Genomic DNA, 18,968 nt, shown 5'->3' on the forward strand with positions numbered 1-18,968 from the left:
AAAACCGATGAAAATAGTCCGGCTTCAATCGGTACACAATATGTTAAAATAAAATTATTCACAAAATTATGCGTGACGGATGGATGATTCTTAAGTCCGTTTCTCACCTTTTGGAGGCATGTCATGATGAAAAAACAAATAGCCACCGGCCAGGCGCCCAAAGCAGTTGGTCCCTATTCTCAAGCCGTTAGTACGGACGGCTTCCTGTTTGTTTCCGGACAGATTCCGCTTGATCCGGAAACAGGACGGATGGTCGGGAAGACTATTGAAGAGCAGGCGGAGCGGGTCTTTCAGAACATCCGCGCGATCCTGAATGAAGCGGGTCTTGATTTTTCAGACGTTGTCAGCGCCACGGTCTATCTCGCCGACATCGGAGATTTTGCCGCTGTTAATGAAGTCTATGCCGGCTATTTTTCCGAAGGCGTGCTGCCAGCGCGGTCCGCTATTCAGGTCGGCGCCCTGCCGAAACAGGCAAAAATCGAGATCTCGTGTGTCGCTCAAGAAAAATGATAGATTGCGAAACAACAAAGAGTCCGTCAGGAAACGCGGTCATGTTTCCCGGCGGACTCTTTGTTTTGAATGAAGAGCGATGCTTTTCTTCTCTCTGACTGGAGCGAAAGAATCAAATTTTGCTTTATCTTACTGACTTTTTATGTTCCGAAAGAATACTCTTCATCGTCTCGGCGACGTGTTCCGGCGTGAAGCCGTATTCCGCCGTCACACGGCCGCCCGGCGCCGATGCGCCGAAGCGGTCGATCGCGACCAGCGCCCCGGCCGGCCCGACAAACTCATGCCACCCGAGCGGCGCCGCCATTTCGACGCCGACACGCGCTGTGACGTCCGGCGGCAGCACGCGGTCCTGATAAGCCGGCGGCTGCTTCCGGAACAGCTCCCACGACGGCAGGCTGACGACACGGACCGCGATGTTTTCCTGCGCCAGCAGCGCCTGGGCCTCCGCGGCCAGGGCCACTTCCGAACCCGTCGCGATCAGGATCCCTTCCGGACGCCCGCCCGCCGCTTCCGAGACGACATAGCCGCCCCGCCGGACACCTTCGGCCGCGCCTTCCGCTTCGCCTTTCAGTGTTTCGACCCCCTGGCGGGTCAGGACGAGCACCGTCGGGCGGTGCCGGCTTTCCACCGCCACCTTCCAGGCTTCGCGCACCTCGTTGCCATCTGCGGGACGAATCACCGTCAGGTTCGGGATCGCCCGCAGACCGGCCAGCTGTTCGACCGGTTCATGGGTCGGCCCGTCTTCGCCGACCGCGATCGAGTCATGGGTGAAGACGAAGATCGACGGAATGCCCATCAGCGCCGCCAGACGAATCGCCGGTTTCGCGTAATCCGAGAAGGTGAAGAACGTCGAACCGAACGGGATCACCCCGCCGTGCAGCGCCAGCCCGTTCACCGCCGCCGTCATTGCGAATTCCCGGACGCCGAACCAGATGTTCCGCCCGCTGTAGGTTTCCGGCAGAAAATCGCCGCCCGCCTTGATCGTCGTCTTCGTTGACGACGCCAGGTCCGCCGCCCCGCCGAACAGCTGCGGCACGGTTTCGGCCAGCCCGTTGATCACCTCGCCCGAGCTCTCCCGGGTCGCCTTCTTCGCCCCCGGCGCGTAGACCGGCAGCCGGTCCGCGTAACCCGGGACCAGCTGGCCGGCGATCGCCGCCTTCAGCTGCGCCGCGAGCTCCGGATACGCCTGTTCATACGCCGCTAACCGGGCGTTCCAGGCCTCTTCCGCCTGCCGGCCCGCGGCCGCCAGTTTCTCGAAGTGGGCCCGGACTGCCTCCGGCACAAAGAACGGGGCATAAGTCCAACCGTACGCCCGCTTCGTCGCCGCGGTCACCTCCGCGCCCAGCGGGTTGCCGTGCACCTTGTTCGTTCCGGCTACTTCCGGCGCCCCGTAGCCGATCGTCGTCCGCACCTCGATCAGCGTCGGGCGGGTGTCCTCGGCCGCCGCTTCGTCAAGCGCCTGCCGGATGTCGCCGACCGCGTTGCCGTCTTCGACGAGCAGCGTCTGCCAGCCGTAGGCGTCGAAGCGCTGCCGGACGTTTTCCGTGAACGACCTATCGAGTTTCCCGTCCAGAGAAATGTTGTTGGAATCATAGAGGACGACCAGATGCCCGAGCTTCAGCCGGCCAGCCAGCGAGGCCGCCTCGGCCGACACCCCCTCCATCAGGTCCCCGTCTCCGCAGAGCGCGTAGGTCCGGTGATCGATCACGTCATACCCGTCCCGGTTGTACGTCGCCGCCAGATGGGCTTCAGCCATCGCCATGCCGACCGCCATCGCGATCCCCTGCCCGAGCGGGCCGGTCGTCGCCTCGACCCCGGCCGTGTGCCCGTATTCCGGGTGGCCCGGCGTCCGGCTGCCCCACTGGCGGAACTGCTTCAGTTCCTCGAGCGGCAGGCCGTAGCCGAACAGGTGCAGCAGGCTGTACAGCAGCATCGAGCCGTGCCCCGCCGACAGGACGAACCGGTCGCGGTTGAACCACTTCGGGTCGGCCGGATTGTGGCGCATCGTTTGCGCCCAGAGTGTGTAGGCCATCGGCGCCGCGCCCATCGGCAGCCCCGGATGGCCGGAATTGGCCTTGTCGATCGCGTCGATCGACAGCGTGCGGATCGTATCGATCGACAGTTGTTCAATAGATGTTGTCATAGACGACTCTCCTTTAAATCATTGATTGGTCATATTCGCCGGTTTCAGATGAAGGGTGAGGCTTACAGAATCGAATAGCCGAGCGCCTGAATATCTTGATTGAAGGCTTTGACCGTGTCCAGCGAGACCTGTTCGAGCGGCTTGCCGACTTTCTTCAGTTTCCCGATAATTTCCGGCGTGCAGGTGATGATATCGACGCCGAGCCGGTCCGCCTCGTAGACGTTGAACAGTTCACGCGAGCTGGCCCAGAGCAGGTTTGCGCCTTTTTTCGCCCGGCAGATCGCGACAGACTTTTTCATGTACGGAATCGGGTCGCGCCCTGTGTCGGCGATCCGGCCGGCAAAGACGGAGACGATGTTCTCCACCTCCGGATTCAGCGCTTCCACGGTTGCCTCGACCTGCTCCGTCGTTAGGATCGCCGTCACATTCAGTGAATAGCCTTTGGCTTCCAGCTTGCGGATCAGCGGGATGGACGATTCGCCCTTCGTGTTCGTGATCGGAATCTTGATGAAGACATTCGGACCGAACGTATGGATTTTCTCCGCCTCTTTTTCCATCGTCTCGAAATCGTCCGCGAACACTTCAAAGGACAGCGGCAGATCGGGAATCTTTTCAACCACTTCCTGGGCGAAGGCGACATAGTCTGTGACGCCCGCCTTCTTCATCAGGCTCGGATTGGTCGTGAAGCCCGAGACAAAACCTGCCTCATAGGCGGAGAGCATGTCGTCCAGCACCGCACCATCCGCGTAAATTTTCACTTTCAAATTGTTATCCATGATGAGTCCCCCTTATTATACTTAATATTACACATTCTGAAGAAAAGAGTCAGTTATCCTGTTTTAAACAATTATGAATTCATGCAGCCTTTGCTTAGGCGGGTAAAGATTATTGATATTATCTTCTATAGTATAGAAAATAGATAAAGAAAAAAGAGCAGCAAATAAACAAAATGATGATCATTCTTGCTCACCTAAGTTCGCAAAAATGCCTCCTGAAATTTCGATAACAAATCAACAGCTAAAGATTATCGTCCCGCTCCGCCAACTTGAGGGCCAGTGCCGGCTAAAAAGGTCAAACTGAGTTCTGATTATTCACACTTATTGATATCAGGTCGTTTACTGATGATTTCTTGGGCTTTACTGTTGATTTTCTGCTATTTACTGATGATTCTCAACCGTTTACTGTCGATTGTCCGTCTGCACGCTCCTGTAAAAATATAGAAGTTGATTTTCATCTTGTTGTTTTCAGGCAGCTTCCGCCACTTGAGAGGATTGTTAAACGTCAATATCGCCAAATGAAAGAAATCCGTCCCATTTTTCATCGGTTTGTTCAAACCTTTGAAATCCGACATGGAACCGGTGCACAATCAGTAAACAAAAACAGCAACCGTCTCTCTGCCTTAATTGCGGAGTTGCTTAAGCGGGCTGTACTACAAACGTTTTTTTCCGCTTTTTTCGACTGATTTTTTCCCATCTGAGTAAATGGCCATCTTCACAAAAAAATTCACAAATTGTGAAAATTATCACTTCACCAAATACACAAAATATGTTCTACTAAGATTGTTAGGGGAAAATATTACTAAAAAATCGAATTCATTAACCGTTCTATTGACCTTTCCTTCTGAACGGATCCGCGAAATATCCCCTATTTTCTATTTATAAGCCTCATACTCATTTACTTTGCGGCATTCATTTTCAGCAATTGTACTCATGCACATCCACCCAGGAAAGGAGTCCTGCCTTCTGCCGTTCTAACAACTCCTTCCGTAGATTTTTTCGGATCCATTTCAGCCCCGGTAAATTTAATCTTCATCCTGCAGGAAGCCTACCCCGGTTTTTTCCGGTATTCGATCTGCAGCCGATATTGTCCTGCCGATAGCGTACATTTAAATTTAAGGAGTGACGTTCAGTGACAGCGATAGACTGCCCATTCAAGCTTGCCCAACCCATGATAAACCGATTAAAACATGAAAAAATTGAAGCTGTGGGCCGATACCTGAATCCGGATGATCCGGATAAGATTCTTGGCGCAGCGGAAGCTCTGAAAATACGGAAGGCAAGGCTGAAGCTTTTCAGCATCTGGCAGACCGGAGGGGGAAAACATTCCTATTTTACAGAAAAGCAGGGCAGGAAAGACGCTCAGAGCGCCGCATATCTGGCTACGGAAGCTGGGCAGCCTTCCGGTACACCGATCTTTTTCAAAGTAGATTATGACGCCCTTCCAGCGGATCACGCCGCAATTACCCGCTACTTTTCTTCCATCAAAAACATGATTCAAGGCTATGCGGTCGGCGTTTTCGGATCCTACGCCGTGATTGAACTGCTGGCTTCCACAGGACAGGCCGACTTCTTCTACCAGACTTCCGCCTGGTCCGCGGGAAAGCTCTCTCAAAAAGCCCATATTTATTTCGATCAGGACAGTGGAATCGTGGCGAGTATCGGAACCGGTCCTGTCAGGATTCTAAAACCCGGTGCGTTTTGGAGTTCTTCGTTCCATTCACAACGAAAGTTGAGAAAAGCCAAAATCTACCGAAAGGCCTCTAAAAACAAAGTAAACATGATCAACGAACTCATGGAAGGCACTTATACCGCATCCGAATATTCGAAAAATTTATTACAAAGCGATTTGCCCGATTCGCTACAAACTTTCAAACAAAGTGAGCAGCAAAACGGTGTTCCCTCAGTCAGGCGTTACCCCGGGAAACTGATCCAGCTTGGCAGCAAAGGCAAACCGGTCCGCAGTATTCAAGAGGCCATCGGGATACGGGTCGACGGTTTCTACGGACCCAGAACAAAAGCCGCTGTGGAAAACTATCAGAGGCGCTGCCGCCTTTATCCGGACGGTATCGTCGGTCCGATCACCTGGCGTCTGTTATTGAAGGTACTGTTCTTTTCATACTCAATCCCCGGGACATTTCTATTATCTTACGATTGATCATAAAATGCCCCTCTGCCTTCACGCGAGTTGAAGGCCAGGCCACCAAGGTTGGCGCTTTCCTGATTATTCATCATGGTAAAGCCAAGCGGGCAATACACTCGATAGTGTACCTGCGCCATGACTGACACTATTTTTGGACGGATTCATCTTTTTCATTTCCCGGGGAATGCATGTACGGAAAATAGTCAATTTTTCATCCTGCTCCATTCCGATCCTTCCCCCTTCTGATAAAAAATTTTATTAACTCGCTTACAGCAAGCGGAACAAGGGCAAGCAGGACAACAATAACCCAGTCACGCGGAGAAAGCATATGAACGTGAAATGCATCCGAGAGAAACGGAATCGAAATCACGGCAAACTGCAGAGCCATTCCAAGGACGATGGCCCCTGTTAAGTATATATTGGTGAAAAAGCCAACTTGAAAGATGGATTGGGTCGCATTGCGCATCGCAAGTGCATAGAAAAGCTGGGAAACCGCCAGAACGACAAAAGCCATGGTTTCCGCATAAATTAAAAGGCCGGTTGGGATATCCTTTGATCCGGGGCCGTAGCCATGTTCATTCAGGCCGAGGAAAAAGGCGGAAAGCGTGAGAACACCGATCAGAGTCCCCCCTAAAACCGCGCGAAACCCAGCGCCGCCGGCGAAAAAGCTTTCTTTGGGAGCTCTCGGCGGTTTTTTCATGATTTCTTTACCCCCTGGATCGACACCGAGCGCGATTGCCGGAAAAGTATCCGTAATCAGATTGATCCAGAGAATCTGCGTCGGCAAGAGCGGCACAGGCCAGAAGAAAACAACGGAAGCCAGGACTGTCACGATTTCACCCAGATTGCAGGCAAGCAGAAAAATGATCGTTTTCCTGATATTATTGTAAATGTTTCGCCCCTCTTCGACTGCACGGACAATGGTCGCAAAGTTGTCATCGGTCAGAATCATGTCGCTGGCCCCTTTTGAGACGTCTGTTCCCGTGATCCCCATAGCAACACCGATATCCGCAGTTTTCAGCGACGGCGCATCGTTCACGCCGTCCCCGGTCATCGATACAATGTGGCCGCGCGACTGAAATGCTTTGACAATCTGTACTTTGTGTTCAGGCGACACTCTGGCGAAGACACGATAATTGTGAATCCGATCGGAGAATGCGACATTGGAGAGGCTGTCTATTTCATTTCCCGAGATACTCTGCTCCGGCGATTCGGCAATGCCGAGCTCCATCGCTATGGCGGCAGCCGTGTCCCGGTGATCCCCGGTGATCATGACGGGTGTGATGCCCGCTCGTTTCGCTTCAGCAATTGCCCCCTTGACTTCGAAGCGGGGCGGATCGATCATGCCTGCCAGGCCGATAACGGTCAGACCGCTTTCCATCTCTGCGGGTGAAAGAATCCGGTCGGTATCCTTATAAGCCGCGCCGAGTACGCGCAGCGTCCTTTGCGACATCTCCTCAGCCGTCCTGAGATAGTCCGCCCTGATTTCTTTCGTCAAAGGCACAGGTGTGTTGTCGACCAGCGCGTGTGTGGCTGCTTTCAAAAGGTTATCAATCGCCCCTTTCGTATGCACGCGGTATCCAGAACCTTCCCTGTTAAGCGTTGACATCAGCTTTCGATCGGAATCAAACGGCTTCTCAGCGACACGCTCATGCTCAGTCTCCAGTTTCTTCCTCGGCATATGATACTTTTCGCCAAGCACCACAAGCGCAATTTCAGTCGGATCACCGGTTCCTTCCCCATTTTCGAAGGTCGCATCCGAACAGAGAACAAAGGACTTAATCAGTTCCCTTTCGTTTTTCTTATCAGCGGTTGCCGTCCCGTCCGCCGGAACATTTTCAAGGTGACGATACGTATAGACATGCTGGACGGTCATCTTGTTTTGGGTCAGCGTGCCTGTTTTGTCGGAACAGATGATACTCACGGAACCCAGCGTTTCAACGGCCGGAAGTCTTTTGACAATCGCATGGATCCGGGACATTTTTGTCACTCCGAGCGCCAGAACAATGGCGACGATTGCCGGGAGTCCTTCCGGAATAGCCGCAACGGCAAGGCTGATCGCGGTCAGAAGCATCTCGATAAGATTCCTTTTCTGAAAAAAAGCGATCATAATAATAGCTGCACAGATGGCAACAGCGATATAGCCCAGCATCTTTCCAAGCCCGGCCAGTTTCTGCTGAAGGGGTGTCAGATCTGTCCGGTCCTCTTCAAGCACTTCGGCAATCTTTCCGATTTCGGTAGCCATTCCGGTGCCGACCGCAACGCCCTCGCCTCGGCCATTGGTCACCAGCGTCGACATGAAAGCCATATTTGATTGATCGCCGGCAGACATTTTCGCTTCATTAAAGGTTGCCCGTGCATCCTTGTCTGAAGGGATCGACTCCCCCGTCAAAGCGGATTCCTCTATCTGCAGATTGGCGCTTTCAATCAAACGCAGATCGGCAGGTATATATCTTCCGGCGTCAAGCACAACGATATCCCCAGGCACGACTTTTCCGGACTCTATTTCCTTCACTTCCCCGTCGCGCCGGACGAGGGACTTGGGCGCCGCCATTCGCTGAAGAGCCTCAATCGCTTTTTCAGCCTTATGCTCCTGAATAACACCGATCACCGCATTCAGAAAAACAACCGAAAGAATAATAACGGCATCCGTATATTCGCCAATCAAGAGCGTGATCACCGCCGCCCCAAGAAGCACGTAGATCAGCAAATCTTTGAGCTGTGCAAAAAAAAGTGCCGCCAGACTCTTTCTCGGCTTGTCTTTAAGTTTATTTTCACCATGCTTTTCAAGCCTTGCCCCCGCTTCTTCCGAAGAAAGCCCGCTGCGGGGATCGACATGAAAATCGTTCAGAACTTCCGCTGCTGTTTTCGTATACCACATCTTTGCTCACCCCGTCCACCTTACCCGATCACTTAAGGAGTTATATACATTTATCTATACCCATTTGTCACCAACTTATTTTTGGAATTCGTACGAAAGCCTCCAAATAGAACCAATGACCATAGAAAAAGACCTCCAAGAGTAAGTTTCTGAAAACTTTACCCTCAGAGGTCTAATTTGATCAAAAGAAGCTCTGTCACAGAAATGCTGTGTACTTCTGCGCTGGAAAATCCCTTTCCAGCCGGTTTTATGGAGCATAGGGGGCTCGAACCCCTGACCTTTGCGCTGCCAGCGCAACGCTCTCCCAGCTGAGCTAATGCCCCGCATCACTCTTATAAGGTTAAAACCTCATGAGCTGACAACAAAAATATGTTACACTATTTCCTTTACCAGGTCAAGAAAATTTCCAAAGCGAGCTTTTTCGATGAAAGCATAATTTAATGTGACCTACTCCAATTTCAAAAAACCAGTGATCAATCATTCATCTGCTTCCAAAAATGCACTCATTGATTTAGCAAACCAAATAATCCAGTGGTCAAGAAAATAGTTAATTCTTACGTCGAATAAGCGAACGGTGAATAAGAATCGGCTAAACGGCATAAGTATAGGGGGTGTACACGAATGAAACTAAGAGTGTGAGCAAGCTGTAAAATTGCTTATTTTGTTCCTTTCTCAAATTGCTCCCAAAAATGCCTGGAAAAACATTCGGCGCGTTTTTTAATTAAAACATGGCAAAGTCCAATTGCTGACTCTGCCAATTGACGAACCGATGACGGCAACGGCCTTGTCGCGTGACGGTTCGGTGATGGTCCCAAAATTTATAAATTGACTTTGTTCACTCGATCTTCCTTTTGCCGGAAGATGAGCCTTGAATAGGAGTCAGTGAAACGTTCAATGGATGAGAACATTGTTTGTTTTACTGGCTCTTTTATGTGTCTAAATCCTGCTTAGAAAGGGATGATGCAATGAGAGGAGCCTTGGATGGAATACGAATCATTGATGTTTCTCGTGTATTGGCGGGGCCGTTCTGTTCCATGATTCTCGGAGATTTAGGAGCGGAAGTGATTAAAATTGAGCATCATGAAACCGGGGATGAAACAAGAGGTTGGGGACCGCCTTTTGTCAACGGGGAAAGCGCTTACTATTTGTGTGCCAACCGCAACAAACGGAGCCTGACTCTGAATCTGAAATCCAAACAGGGAAAAGAAATATTTCACAGACTCGTCTCCTCCGGAGATATCGTGGTTCAGAATTTCAAAACAGGTACTCTTGAAAAACTGGATCTGGGCTATCAACAATTGAAGGCGACAAATCCGCAGCTGATTATGGCATCGATCACAGGTTTTGGATTAACAGGACCATATAAGGGTCTGCCAGGTTACGATTATATTATCCAGGCATTGAGCGGGCTGATGAGCATCACCGGCGAAGCCGACGGCGGCCCAATGAAAGTGGGGATTGCCATTGCCGATGTGCTGGCTGGATTGTACACGTGTATTGGAATCTTAACTGCCTTGCATCATCGGGAAAAAACCGGGGAAGGCCAGGAAATTGATATCTCGCTGATGGATTGTCAGGTTTCTTCATTAGTTAACGTCGCCGGCAATTTTTTGTGCAGCGGTATCAATCCAAAAAGAATAGGGAACCGGCATCCCAACATTGTCCCTTATCAGGTGTTTGTGGCTAAAGACGGGGAATTTGTTGTCGCTGTAGGAAATGATTCACAGTTTCGCAGATTCACAGCTGTATTGGGAAAACCGGAATTAGCTGAGATGGAGAAATTTACGCATAATGACGGCCGTTTACGAAATCAGTCTGAACTGATTCCCGTGATTAAAGAATTAATGAAAGAGAAAACAAAAAAAGAGTGGAAAAATTTGCTCGACAGCGCAGGAATTCCGAATGGACCGATTAATACCATTGCGGAGATGTTCGAAGATCCTCAAATAAAAGAAAGAAACATGTTGGTGAAAATGGAACATCCAAAAGTTGAAAATCTAAAATTAGTCGGTTCTCCATTAAAATTATCGGGCACACCGGTTACGATGCGATATCCTCCCCCGTTATTCGGTGAACACACAGAGTCTATATTGTCCGGGCTTGGCTATAGTTCAGAAGAAATCATCCAATTTAAACAGAATAAAGTCATTTAGGAGGCGCTTTAGATCATGAACTTTGGTCTAACAGAAGAACAGCAAAGTGTCAAAAACATGGTAAGAAAATTCGTCGATCGGGAAATTATACCGAATATTCGTGAGTGGGATCGGCAGCACCATTTTGATCGGACCGTGCTTGGGAAACTGGCGGATCTTCAGCTATTGGGTGTCTGCATTCCTGAAAAATACGGCGGAGCCGGAATGGATTACAATACACTGGCCATCGTATGCGAGGAATTAGAGCGTGGTGATACGGCTTATCGAACGGCGGTCTCCGTACACACCGGTTTAAATAGTCTGACTTTGCTGCAGTGGGGAACAGAAGAACAGAAGCAAAAATATCTGGTTCCCCAGGCACAGGGAAGCAAGATTGGCGCGTTTGGCCTGACGGAACCTGATGCGGGTTCCGATGTTGCAGCGATCCATTCGACTGCCGCCAGGGACGGAGATGCTTACATTCTGAACGGCTCGAAAACATGGATTTCACTTTGTGACGTAGCGGATCATTTCCTTATCTTTGCTAAAACGGATCATGGTTACGGACACAAAGGGATCACGGCTTTTATCGTGGAGCGCGGTTTTTCAGGGGTAGAATCCAGGGCTATCCAGGGGAAATTAGGCATTCATGCAGGTAATACCGGTGAAGTCTTTTTAACAGATGTAAAAGTCCCTGTGTCCAACGTACTTGGCGAAGAGGGTGAAGGTTTTAAAATCGCGATGTCCGCACTGGACAATGGCCGCTTCACCGTAGCCGCGGGTGCGGTTGGTTTAATCTCTGCCAGCCTGGAAGCAAGTCTTAAGTATTGTCATGAACGGAAAACATTCGGAACAGAAATTGGGAAGCACCAGCTTGTTCAGCAAATGATCGCAAAAATGAGTGCTAATCTGGAAATTTCGAGGCTGCTTGTTTATCAGGCGGGATGGCTCAAAAACCAGGGAAAACGGAACACCCGGGAAACATCGCTTGCGAAATGGATGGCCTGCAATGCCGCTTTCGAAGCAGCCAATGATGCTGTCCAAATCCATGGAGCCTACGGGTATTCGGACGAATATCCGGTTGAACGTTTCCTGCGTAATTCGAGAGCTCCGATCATTTATGAAGGGACCCGGGAGATTCACACGATCATGCAGGCCGAATATGCACTCGGTTATCGAAAGGATAAACCTCTGCGTAAATTGCTGCCGGCGTGGCCTTTTGATACTTTTTCCCAATCATAAATGAATAACTGAGGAGGCCAAATGATGAACACCTATTTAATCGCCGGGCATGCCAGACTTCCACAGGGAATGGCCGCGAGAACTATCTATGACTCTCTCACGATCACTTTGGAACTTGACAGGAAATACGGAGTGATTATTCACGCCGATTGCACACTGGCAACCGAACATGCCGGCCAATTTCTGCAGCAGCTATTGCGCGGTTATTGTCTGAAAGACGGGATTGACGGATTGCTGGATCGGGTACAGGAGTTTTATCGCGGCAAGGCCTGTCAGGCCATTCAGGCTGCCTTAAAAGACGGTTATGCTCAATTTGAATGGATCTCAATGAAGCAAATCACTCAATAAAAATTAACCGAATCAGACTTTTATCGGAGAAGCCGGCGCTGAACTCGATTGAATATCAATCTAACTAATACGTAAAACGTTTTCTAAAAATCGACTGTTTACCTTTTCCTCCGACGTGTTCACGGTGATATTCTTCATATTTTATTTACGAGGAGGTTCTTAGCGATGAATAGGCCTGTTCCAAAACGAATGAAGAAAAATAGGGAGAAAATGAGTTCGAAGCAGCGCAACATCCTTGCTGTTGTGACCATGGCCTGGATCTTCGATGCCTTTGATTATTTAATGCTGACCTATATTGCCGTCGATATCATGAAGGAATTTAACGTGACTGCGGCCGTATTCGGAACCGTTACATCGGTTACCGTTCTCGCAAGATTGATAGGAGGCGCACTTGTCGGCGTTATCGCCGATAAATGGGGACGCAGAATTCCGTTGATTACTTCTATGATTTGGTACGGGATCTTTCAGCTTATCTCAGGATTCTCCCCGACATTTACCCTTTTATATGTGTTTCGATTCTTATTCGGTCTCGGCATGGGATCGATGTATTCCGTTGGCGTTCCGCTTCTTATGGAAACAGTTCCAAGAAATAAAAGAGGGCTTGCTTCGGGTCTTTTGGAAATCGGGTTTCCTGCCGGCGGCATCCTGGCCGGTCTTCTTTACGTTGGCATCTACTCCTCCGGCAGCTGGCGTGAAATGTTTTATATCGCCGCCATTCCACCGATTATTTTAGGGATCTATACTCTGGTTACGTTAAAAGAATCAAAGAAATGGATCCGGCAACAATCCGCTCAGCATAGCCTTGAAAAAATTCCTCTGATCAATCTTTTTATTGGAAAACAACTATGGAATACGGTCCACTCCATTTTAGTGAACGCGGGATTTCTGGTTCTATTTTACTCCATCAGCTTATGGTATCCGACTTTTTTAAGAATAGAACATCATTTTACCGTGCCCATGGTCAGTGCCGTGACCATTTTACTGAATGCGTCGGCAGTATTAGGCAGTATCCTGTTCGGAAATTTGTCCGACAAAATCGGAAGACGCTGGACGATAACCCTTTCTGCATTAGGTTCCATGCTCGGTGCTCCTTTGTTTGTTCTGCTGGATAATAATTTGCTTCTTTATATTGGCGCGATTATCGTGGGGTTTTTCGGACCCGGCGGCGTTTGGAGCATTAACGCAACGTACACGGCAGAGCATTTTCCTTTGAGCATGCGTTCTACCGGGCATGGACTGACTTACAACGCGGGAAACTTTTTCGGGGGTATGCTCACTCCCGTCATTATCGGATTGCTCTCAACCCAATACGGATTTGGCGCAGTCATGACCTTTGGCGTTCTGTCCTCCGCGGCATTTTTGATTCTCATGGCGTGGCTCTGGAAAGAAACGAAAGATATGGATATGTCCATTTAAACGAGATATTAGTGTCTATTAAGGTGGTTATCAGTCATTATGTTCACGAGGCAGGTCCTCAATTTGTTCGGAGTATTGCCTGGAAAACTTCTAAATTTCTTAAATGGTCTATAAGATAAGCGGACACGGGTTTCAGTTCGGCTCCCCCCTAAATTTCGGCAAAAATCCCGTTGCTAATTGGCATCAAGCATGCGTAAAAAGCCTCGAGTAAGCTGATAGTTACAATCAGTTCGCGCGAGGCTTTTATTCGATCAAGTTTTTAACAACATGGTAATGCATTTTCCTGTTAGATTTAATAGACTGAGAAAAAATGACGGCAAATCTTGTCAGCGCAACCTTCTCCCCAGTTGAGCCATTGCCCCGGGGAGGCTTCTCTAATTAATGACAGACTTCTTTGCACATGCCATTCCGTTTGCCGGAGCTTATTTCACATCCGCCCCTTTGGATTTTGCAAGTGCCAGGGATTCCAGGACGGATAGAAAATAATTGACAAAAAGGGCCATCCCGGCAACGAGGATCGTTCCCCAGACAATTTGCGGCGTGTTGCTCTCGTTCAGCCCCTGGAATAAAATAACGCCGAGGCCGCCTGCGTTGATCCAGGAGGCGATGGCGGCAATGCCGATAATCGATACCGCCGCAATTCTCACCCCACCCAGAATCGCCGGCAGGGCCAGCACCCATTCAATCTTGCAGAACAGCTGCCAGCGGCTCAGCCCGAGGCCGAGACCGGCCTCAATCACCGCCGGGTCGATCGAGCGAAAGCCGGCGATTACATTCCTGACAAGAATCAGCAGGCTGTAGGCGACGAGCGCGATGATCGCCGGTTCCAGTCCAAGACCGACGACGGGAATCAGCAGCGCAAACATCGCCAGGCTCGGAATCGTATAAATCACACTGAGGACGGGCATGATGATCGCCGCAAGCGCAGCGTTCTTTGCGAGAAGCACGCCAAGCGGCAATGCGATGATGACCGCGATGGCAAGAGAAATGACGGTTATCTCAATGTGCTGCAAAAAAAGAGTGATAACCTCCAGATAATTGTTTTCGATATAGGCAATCAAAGAAAATCACCATCCGGATACAGAGTTGTTCAAGAATCAGGCCCGCCGGATCTCCTTTAATGTCACTCGGCCGACCGGATTGTTCTTCTCATCTTTAATTTGTACGTAATCTGTCCGGCCGCCAAGGAGAAGCATCAGGATTTCATGAAGGGTGCTGTTCTCAGGAGCTTCAGGTGCCTCCTTGTCCGGATCCGGAACAGCGGCTTCCGTGTTCATGACGTCTTTAGCGCGAACGAAGGCCAGCCGCTGCAGTCTGTCATCTGAATGAACGAGGTCCCTGACAAATTCGTTGGCCGGATGTCTTAAAATGTCGAGTGGCCGGGCGAACTGCTGAACTTTTCCTTCATTCATTACGATGACTTTGTCGCCCAGTTTCATGGCTTCCATGATATCGTGTGTAACAAAAAGAATCGTCTTATGTAGCTGTTTCTGAATGCGGAGGATCTCGTCCTGAAGTGCTGCGCGATTAATCGCATCAATCGCGCCGAATGGCTCATCCATCAGCATGATTGACGGGTCCGCCGCCATGGCCCGCGCAAGGCCTATCCGCTGCTGCTGGCCGCCCGACAGCTGTCCCGGATAACGTTTTCTGAATTCGCTCGGCGACAGGCCGACGAGATTCAGCAGATCGTCAATCCTCCGGTTGATTTTTTCTTTATCCCAGCCAAGAATTCCGGGAACCATAGCCACATTCTGCTCGATGGTCATGTGCCGGAAGAGGCCGGTCTGCTGGATGACATAACCGATCTGCCGCCTTAGTTTTGTCGGAGCGATCCGTGCGATATCCTGTCCGTTTATTAAAATTTTTCCGGATGACGGCTCATAAAGACGGTTGACCATCTTCAGCAAGGTTGTTTTCCCGCATCCGGAAGCGCCAAGAATCGTCACAAAGCTTCCGCTTTCTATTCTTAGATCCGTCGGATACAGAGAAGGTTTTTGCGCCTTTTTAAACGTTTTGCTGATTCCTTCCATAACTATCGCATCTGTCTCCGTCATAAGCTTTCCTCCTCATCTTGCTGCCGGAACGGAATGTGAGGGTCGACCATCCTTCGAAAAGACGTCTCTGTAGAAAATCATTATTTTATGAGTCCCTGTTTGATAAGAAAATCTTTGGCCACCTGCTGATACGTTTTCTTCTGAATATCCACCTGAGCATTCAATTGCTGCATCGTCCGGCTGTCGAGCTTTGAAGAAACTTTATTGATAACCGTTTCAATCTTCGGATCATTTTTAATGACATTTCCCCTGATTACCGGACAAACATAGTAAGGAGGGTAAAAATGCTTGTCGTCCGTCAGTAAAACCAGATTCTTATCGGTCAATTGTCCATCCGTTGTAAAAGCGACGGTTGCATCCGCTTTTCCGTTCAGCAGCACATTGTACTTCAGGCCATAGTCATAGAGCTTGTCCGTCTTGAACTGAAAGCCGCCATAGGCCTGCTGCAGCCCCTTCAGACCATCCGGGCGGTCATTGAATTCCGGCGTTGCCGCAAAGTTAATATTAGATGCCGCTTTGGCCAGATCGGAAAAAGTGTGGATATTATATTTATCCGACACGTTTTTGCTCACGGCAAGCCCTTGTGAATCGTTCGCCTGTGTCGGCTGCAGCCAGATCAGGTTCCACTTTTTCTTATAGGCCTGCGATACATCCTGATATACCTGGCCGGCATCCGTTACTTTGCTATGTTTCAGGATATCGAGCAGCCCGGTCCCGGTGTATTCCGGGTACATGTCGATATCTCCCTTTACAAGGGCTTCATGGGCGACAAGCGTTCCGCCCAGATTCAATTTTCTGTTCACTTTATAGCCTGCGTTTTCCAGGGCATCCGCGTACATCTCGCCAAGGATCAGACTCTCCGTAAAGTTTTTGGATCCGATCGTAATCGTTTTGGCGGAAGTTACCGAACCGCCGGACGATTTATTATTGTGCAATGAAACGATAAGGATCAGTCCTACGATGACAGCAACGACAAAGATAGAAAGTCCGATAAAAAGGCCGCGTGTTTTCAATAGTTTCATCTCCCTGTTTTTAAGCCTGTCTATATTTTGTTGCCAGTTTTTCAATAATGCCGAATACTACCTCTGAACAGATCGCGAACAGGGCCACGGGAATGGCGCCGGCGAGCAGCACGGCGAAATTATAAAGACCGAGACCGTTAATAATGAACGTCCCTAAACCGCCGCCTCCGATAAATGCGGCCAGCGTCGCACTGGAAATGACTTCGACCGAAGCAGTACGCACTCCGGAAAGAATTAGGGGCAGAGCTAGAGGCAACTCAATTCTGAAAAGAATCTGCCGGTTATCCATGCCCATGCCGATGGCAGACTCTATTACTTCGTGATCCACACTCTTGATTCCGAGAAACGTATTGATTAAAATCGGCGGACAGGACAAGATAGTCAGCGCGACAAGGGCAGGAGTATAGCCGGTCCCAAGTATCGGCATAACAATAATTAATATGGCCAGACTGGGGACAACCCGAAGCGAATTGACCATTCCCATGATCATGACGGACAGCCTCGCATGTCTGGCGCAGATGATCCCGAGCGGAATGCTGATTAAAAGTCCGATGAGAAGTGCGGACCCGCTTAATTCAAGATGAGTGCGCATGGCTTCACTAAATGCCGCGCGATTGTGCATGATATATTGAAAGGCACCCCAGACGAGGTCCACCCGATCCCCCTCCTCCTTAAGTTGAAGTGTATCAGTCAAAAATCAAAACAAATCATGAAGCAGATATCTTATCTTGTCCTTAAAGATGCCGGTCTGTCAATTTTTTCGACTTTTTTCACCTAATCGCACGGCCGCCGTTAATCTGATCGCGACTGAAAACCTTTCCAATCTAAATGGGCCCCCTGAATCCTTCAAGCGGCTGGTAAACTTTCTGAACTGATTTCTGCGGGCCAAGGAAGCCTTATTTTTTTAAAGCGGACACACACCCATTGCAGAAAATCCTATTGTCTTTGATCATTTCCTGCTTTATATTGGTTATGCAGTAGGACCTATTACTTTCTTTCTAAAAGGCAAAACCGCTGAAAAGCGGCGGCGCAAAGTCACAGATCTAACGCATTCGTGCCAGGATGGCTGGGCTGTCGTGTTTTTGACCCGTTTCCGGGAAAAAACGTAAATGAGGGGGAGCTTTTTATGGCTTTTTTTAGAAAATCCAAAGCTGTTTTATTTTTTCTCTGTCTGATGCTGTTTCTCTCGACGGTGAGCGGCGATGTATTGGCTAAGGAAAATGCGTCGACTCAGAAGACGGGGAGTACAAAGACAGTACATATGGGAAGTCATAAGAAAACAGCCGACCAGTCTAAAAACGCGGGGAGTACTCAAAAAACGGTTGTTCGGCAGGTAAACAGTACCGGAACAAAAACGGCCGGCAGCAAGATTCTCTCCCGACCGGCAGCAAAAAGCAGAAACACGGTTCAAACGTCCGCCGCGAGTACGGCCGGTTGGGGCACGTCGGCAATAACTCCCCAGACAGAGGTTAATATGAACACGATCAAAAGCATCAAAATATATTATGGCAATGCGACGAACAGCGCCATTGCTCAACTGTCAACATATAACGCAGTCATTATCGAACCTTACGCGTTCACAACAGCTCAGGTTGCGCAATTACAGGCAAAGGGAATAAAGGTTTTCGGCTATTTAAGCGTTATGGAACTGGAGGCTCCCAACAAGGCCCTTGTTTCTGATTCGGACTATTTTTATTATCACAATCAAAAATACATTATTCCCCAGTGGAACACCTATATCATGGATCTGTCCAAACCGCACTATCAGTCTGTTCTGATGAATAAAGTGACCAGTGAAATCGCCGGCAAACAGATGGACGGTGTTTTTTTAGACACCGTCGGCGATATCGACGATTATTTCTATAATGATCCCCAGACTCAAGATCAATTCCGTTCAGCCTATAAAACGCTTCTTGAAAAGATCAAATCCGCTTGCCCGAATCTGTCGCTGATTCAGAACTGGGGTTTTGATACGCTGAAAACAACATCAGGCTCGATGATCCACGCCGTCCTTTGGGAAGATTTCAGCAAAAGTACAATTACCGGCGATGCCTGGAGCCAAAACTGGATCCGCTATTTTCAGAGACGGACAAACCTGTTCAGAGTGATCACCGTTTCGCCCGATGTACAGTCTGCGGCGTATGCAAAAAAAATCGGTTTTATCCCGACTTTGAATAACGGCAATATTTATAACGGGCTGTAATTGGATTCAGCGCCGGGTGACCGCAGGTTCCGAAAGTTAAGATTAAGGCTATCCCCCGTTCTTGCGAAATCCGCGGCATCATAAAAAAGCCGGTT

At 49.5% G+C, this 18,968-nt stretch carries 15 protein-coding genes, 1 tRNA gene and 1 riboswitch; of the genes, 7 read left to right on the forward strand and 9 right to left on the reverse strand.

Features of this window, described 5'->3' with window-relative positions; genetic code table 11:
• Positions 1 to 126 precede the first annotated feature (126 nt).
• Entirely contained in the window at positions 127 to 510 is a 384-nt protein-coding gene (locus IEX81_RS11635) for a RidA family protein (RefSeq protein ID WP_188803502.1), read from the forward strand.
• Positions 511 to 634: 124 nt separating this feature from the next.
• Here IEX81_RS11635 and tkt read toward each other — a convergent pair whose 3' ends face one another.
• Both tkt and IEX81_RS11645 read right to left on the reverse strand, forming a co-directional pair.
• Complete coding sequence (tkt, locus tag IEX81_RS11640; protein WP_188803505.1) at positions 635 to 2,653, reverse strand: transketolase; 2,019 nt, start codon at positions 2,651 to 2,653, stop codon at positions 635 to 637.
• A gap of 62 nt (positions 2,654 to 2,715) precedes the next feature.
• Positions 2,716 to 3,429 carry a transaldolase gene (locus IEX81_RS11645; RefSeq protein ID WP_188803507.1) on the reverse strand — a complete coding sequence of 238 codons (714 nt, stop codon included), beginning with the start codon at positions 3,427 to 3,429 and terminating at the stop codon, positions 2,716 to 2,718.
• Positions 3,430 to 4,561: 1,132 nt separating this feature from the next.
• Between IEX81_RS11645 and IEX81_RS11655 the strand changes: the two genes are divergently transcribed.
• Entirely contained in the window at positions 4,562 to 5,587 is a 1,026-nt protein-coding gene (locus IEX81_RS11655; protein ID WP_188803510.1) for a glycoside hydrolase domain-containing protein, read from the forward strand.
• Positions 5,588 to 5,653: 66 nt separating this feature from the next.
• Here the strand turns inward: IEX81_RS11655 and IEX81_RS11660 are convergent, their stop codons facing one another.
• The 3 genes from IEX81_RS11660 to IEX81_RS11670 form a co-directional block, all read right to left on the reverse strand.
• Positions 5,654 to 5,797, reverse strand: coding sequence for a hypothetical protein (locus tag IEX81_RS11660; RefSeq protein WP_188803512.1), 144 nt, complete (start codon positions 5,795 to 5,797; stop codon positions 5,654 to 5,656).
• Complete coding sequence (locus IEX81_RS11665; protein WP_188803514.1) at positions 5,784 to 8,453, reverse strand: cation-translocating P-type ATPase; 2,670 nt, start codon at positions 8,451 to 8,453, stop codon at positions 5,784 to 5,786. Before IEX81_RS11665 ends, IEX81_RS11660 begins: the two co-directional genes overlap by 14 nt.
• Before the next feature lie 250 nt (positions 8,454 to 8,703).
• A tRNA-Ala gene (locus tag IEX81_RS11670) sits at positions 8,704 to 8,776 on the reverse strand.
• Positions 8,777 to 9,418: 642 nt separating this feature from the next.
• On the opposite strand from IEX81_RS11670, the gene IEX81_RS11675 reads away from it, so the two are divergent.
• The 4 genes from IEX81_RS11675 to IEX81_RS11690 all read left to right on the forward strand — a co-directional run bounded on the left by IEX81_RS11675 (position 9,419) and on the right by IEX81_RS11690 (position 13,591).
• Positions 9,419 to 10,606 carry a CaiB/BaiF CoA transferase family protein gene (locus IEX81_RS11675; protein WP_188803516.1) on the forward strand — a complete coding sequence of 396 codons (1,188 nt, stop codon included), beginning with the start codon at positions 9,419 to 9,421 and terminating at the stop codon, positions 10,604 to 10,606.
• Between the two features lie 15 nt (positions 10,607 to 10,621).
• Entirely contained in the window at positions 10,622 to 11,827 is a 1,206-nt protein-coding gene (locus IEX81_RS11680; protein WP_188803518.1) for an acyl-CoA dehydrogenase family protein, read from the forward strand.
• A gap of 24 nt (positions 11,828 to 11,851) precedes the next feature.
• Positions 11,852 to 12,175, forward strand: coding sequence for a DUF3870 domain-containing protein (locus IEX81_RS11685; RefSeq protein ID WP_188803520.1), 324 nt, complete (start codon positions 11,852 to 11,854; stop codon positions 12,173 to 12,175).
• 165 nt (positions 12,176 to 12,340) lie between these two features.
• Positions 12,341 to 13,591: an MFS transporter gene (locus IEX81_RS11690; RefSeq protein ID WP_188803522.1), complete on the forward strand. Its 1,251-nt coding sequence runs from the start codon at positions 12,341 to 12,343 to the stop codon at positions 13,589 to 13,591.
• A gap of 422 nt (positions 13,592 to 14,013) precedes the next feature.
• Here IEX81_RS11690 and IEX81_RS11695 read toward each other — a convergent pair whose 3' ends face one another.
• The 4 genes from IEX81_RS11695 to IEX81_RS11710 all read right to left on the reverse strand — a co-directional run bounded on the left by IEX81_RS11695 (position 14,014) and on the right by IEX81_RS11710 (position 17,325).
• Positions 14,014 to 14,652, reverse strand: a complete 639-nt coding sequence (locus IEX81_RS11695; RefSeq protein ID WP_188803524.1) for an ABC transporter permease — start codon at positions 14,650 to 14,652, stop codon at positions 14,014 to 14,016.
• Positions 14,653 to 14,688: 36 nt separating this feature from the next.
• Entirely contained in the window at positions 14,689 to 15,648 is a 960-nt protein-coding gene (locus IEX81_RS11700; protein WP_188803526.1) for an ABC transporter ATP-binding protein, read from the reverse strand.
• Positions 15,649 to 15,728: 80 nt separating this feature from the next.
• Positions 15,729 to 16,661, reverse strand: coding sequence for an ABC transporter substrate-binding protein (locus tag IEX81_RS11705; protein WP_229727587.1), 933 nt, complete (start codon positions 16,659 to 16,661; stop codon positions 15,729 to 15,731).
• A 19-nt stretch (positions 16,662 to 16,680) separates the two neighbouring features.
• A complete protein-coding gene (locus IEX81_RS11710; RefSeq protein ID WP_229727588.1) occupies positions 16,681 to 17,325 on the reverse strand; it encodes an ABC transporter permease in 645 nt (214 codons plus the stop codon).
• 339 nt (positions 17,326 to 17,664) lie between these two features.
• Positions 17,665 to 17,749: riboswitch (cyclic di-GMP riboswitch) on the forward strand.
• Between the two features lie 47 nt (positions 17,750 to 17,796).
• On the opposite strand from IEX81_RS11710, the gene IEX81_RS11715 reads away from it, so the two are divergent.
• Positions 17,797 to 18,873, forward strand: a complete 1,077-nt coding sequence (locus tag IEX81_RS11715; RefSeq protein WP_229727589.1) for a glycoside hydrolase family 191 protein — start codon at positions 17,797 to 17,799, stop codon at positions 18,871 to 18,873.
• Positions 18,874 to 18,968: the final 95 nt, after the last annotated feature.

It is taken from the genome of Sporolactobacillus putidus (assembly GCF_014647035.1).
GTDB classification, from domain to species: domain Bacteria; phylum Bacillota; class Bacilli; order Bacillales; family Sporolactobacillaceae; genus Sporolactobacillus; species Sporolactobacillus putidus.

Coding starts and splice junctions, on each gene's coding strand:
- IEX81_RS11680 (WP_188803518.1), top strand. CDS start 10,622: ATGAACTTTGGTCTAACAGAAGAACAGCAAAGTGTCAAAAACATGGTA.
- IEX81_RS11660 (WP_188803512.1), bottom strand. CDS start 5,797: ATGGAGCAGGATGAAAAATTGACTATTTTCCGTACATGCATTCCCCGG.
- IEX81_RS11690 (WP_188803522.1), top strand. CDS start 12,341: ATGAATAGGCCTGTTCCAAAACGAATGAAGAAAAATAGGGAGAAAATG.
- IEX81_RS11700 (WP_188803526.1), bottom strand. CDS start 15,648: ATGACGGAGACAGATGCGATAGTTATGGAAGGAATCAGCAAAACGTTT.
- IEX81_RS11675 (WP_188803516.1), top strand. CDS start 9,419: ATGAGAGGAGCCTTGGATGGAATACGAATCATTGATGTTTCTCGTGTA.
- tkt (WP_188803505.1), bottom strand. CDS start 2,653: ATGACAACATCTATTGAACAACTGTCGATCGATACGATCCGCACGCTG.
- IEX81_RS11715 (WP_229727589.1), top strand. CDS start 17,797: ATGGCTTTTTTTAGAAAATCCAAAGCTGTTTTATTTTTTCTCTGTCTG.
- IEX81_RS11665 (WP_188803514.1), bottom strand. CDS start 8,453: ATGTGGTATACGAAAACAGCAGCGGAAGTTCTGAACGATTTTCATGTC.
- IEX81_RS11635 (WP_188803502.1), top strand. CDS start 127: ATGAAAAAACAAATAGCCACCGGCCAGGCGCCCAAAGCAGTTGGTCCC.
- IEX81_RS11685 (WP_188803520.1), top strand. CDS start 11,852: ATGAACACCTATTTAATCGCCGGGCATGCCAGACTTCCACAGGGAATG.
- IEX81_RS11645 (WP_188803507.1), bottom strand. CDS start 3,429: ATGGATAACAATTTGAAAGTGAAAATTTACGCGGATGGTGCGGTGCTG.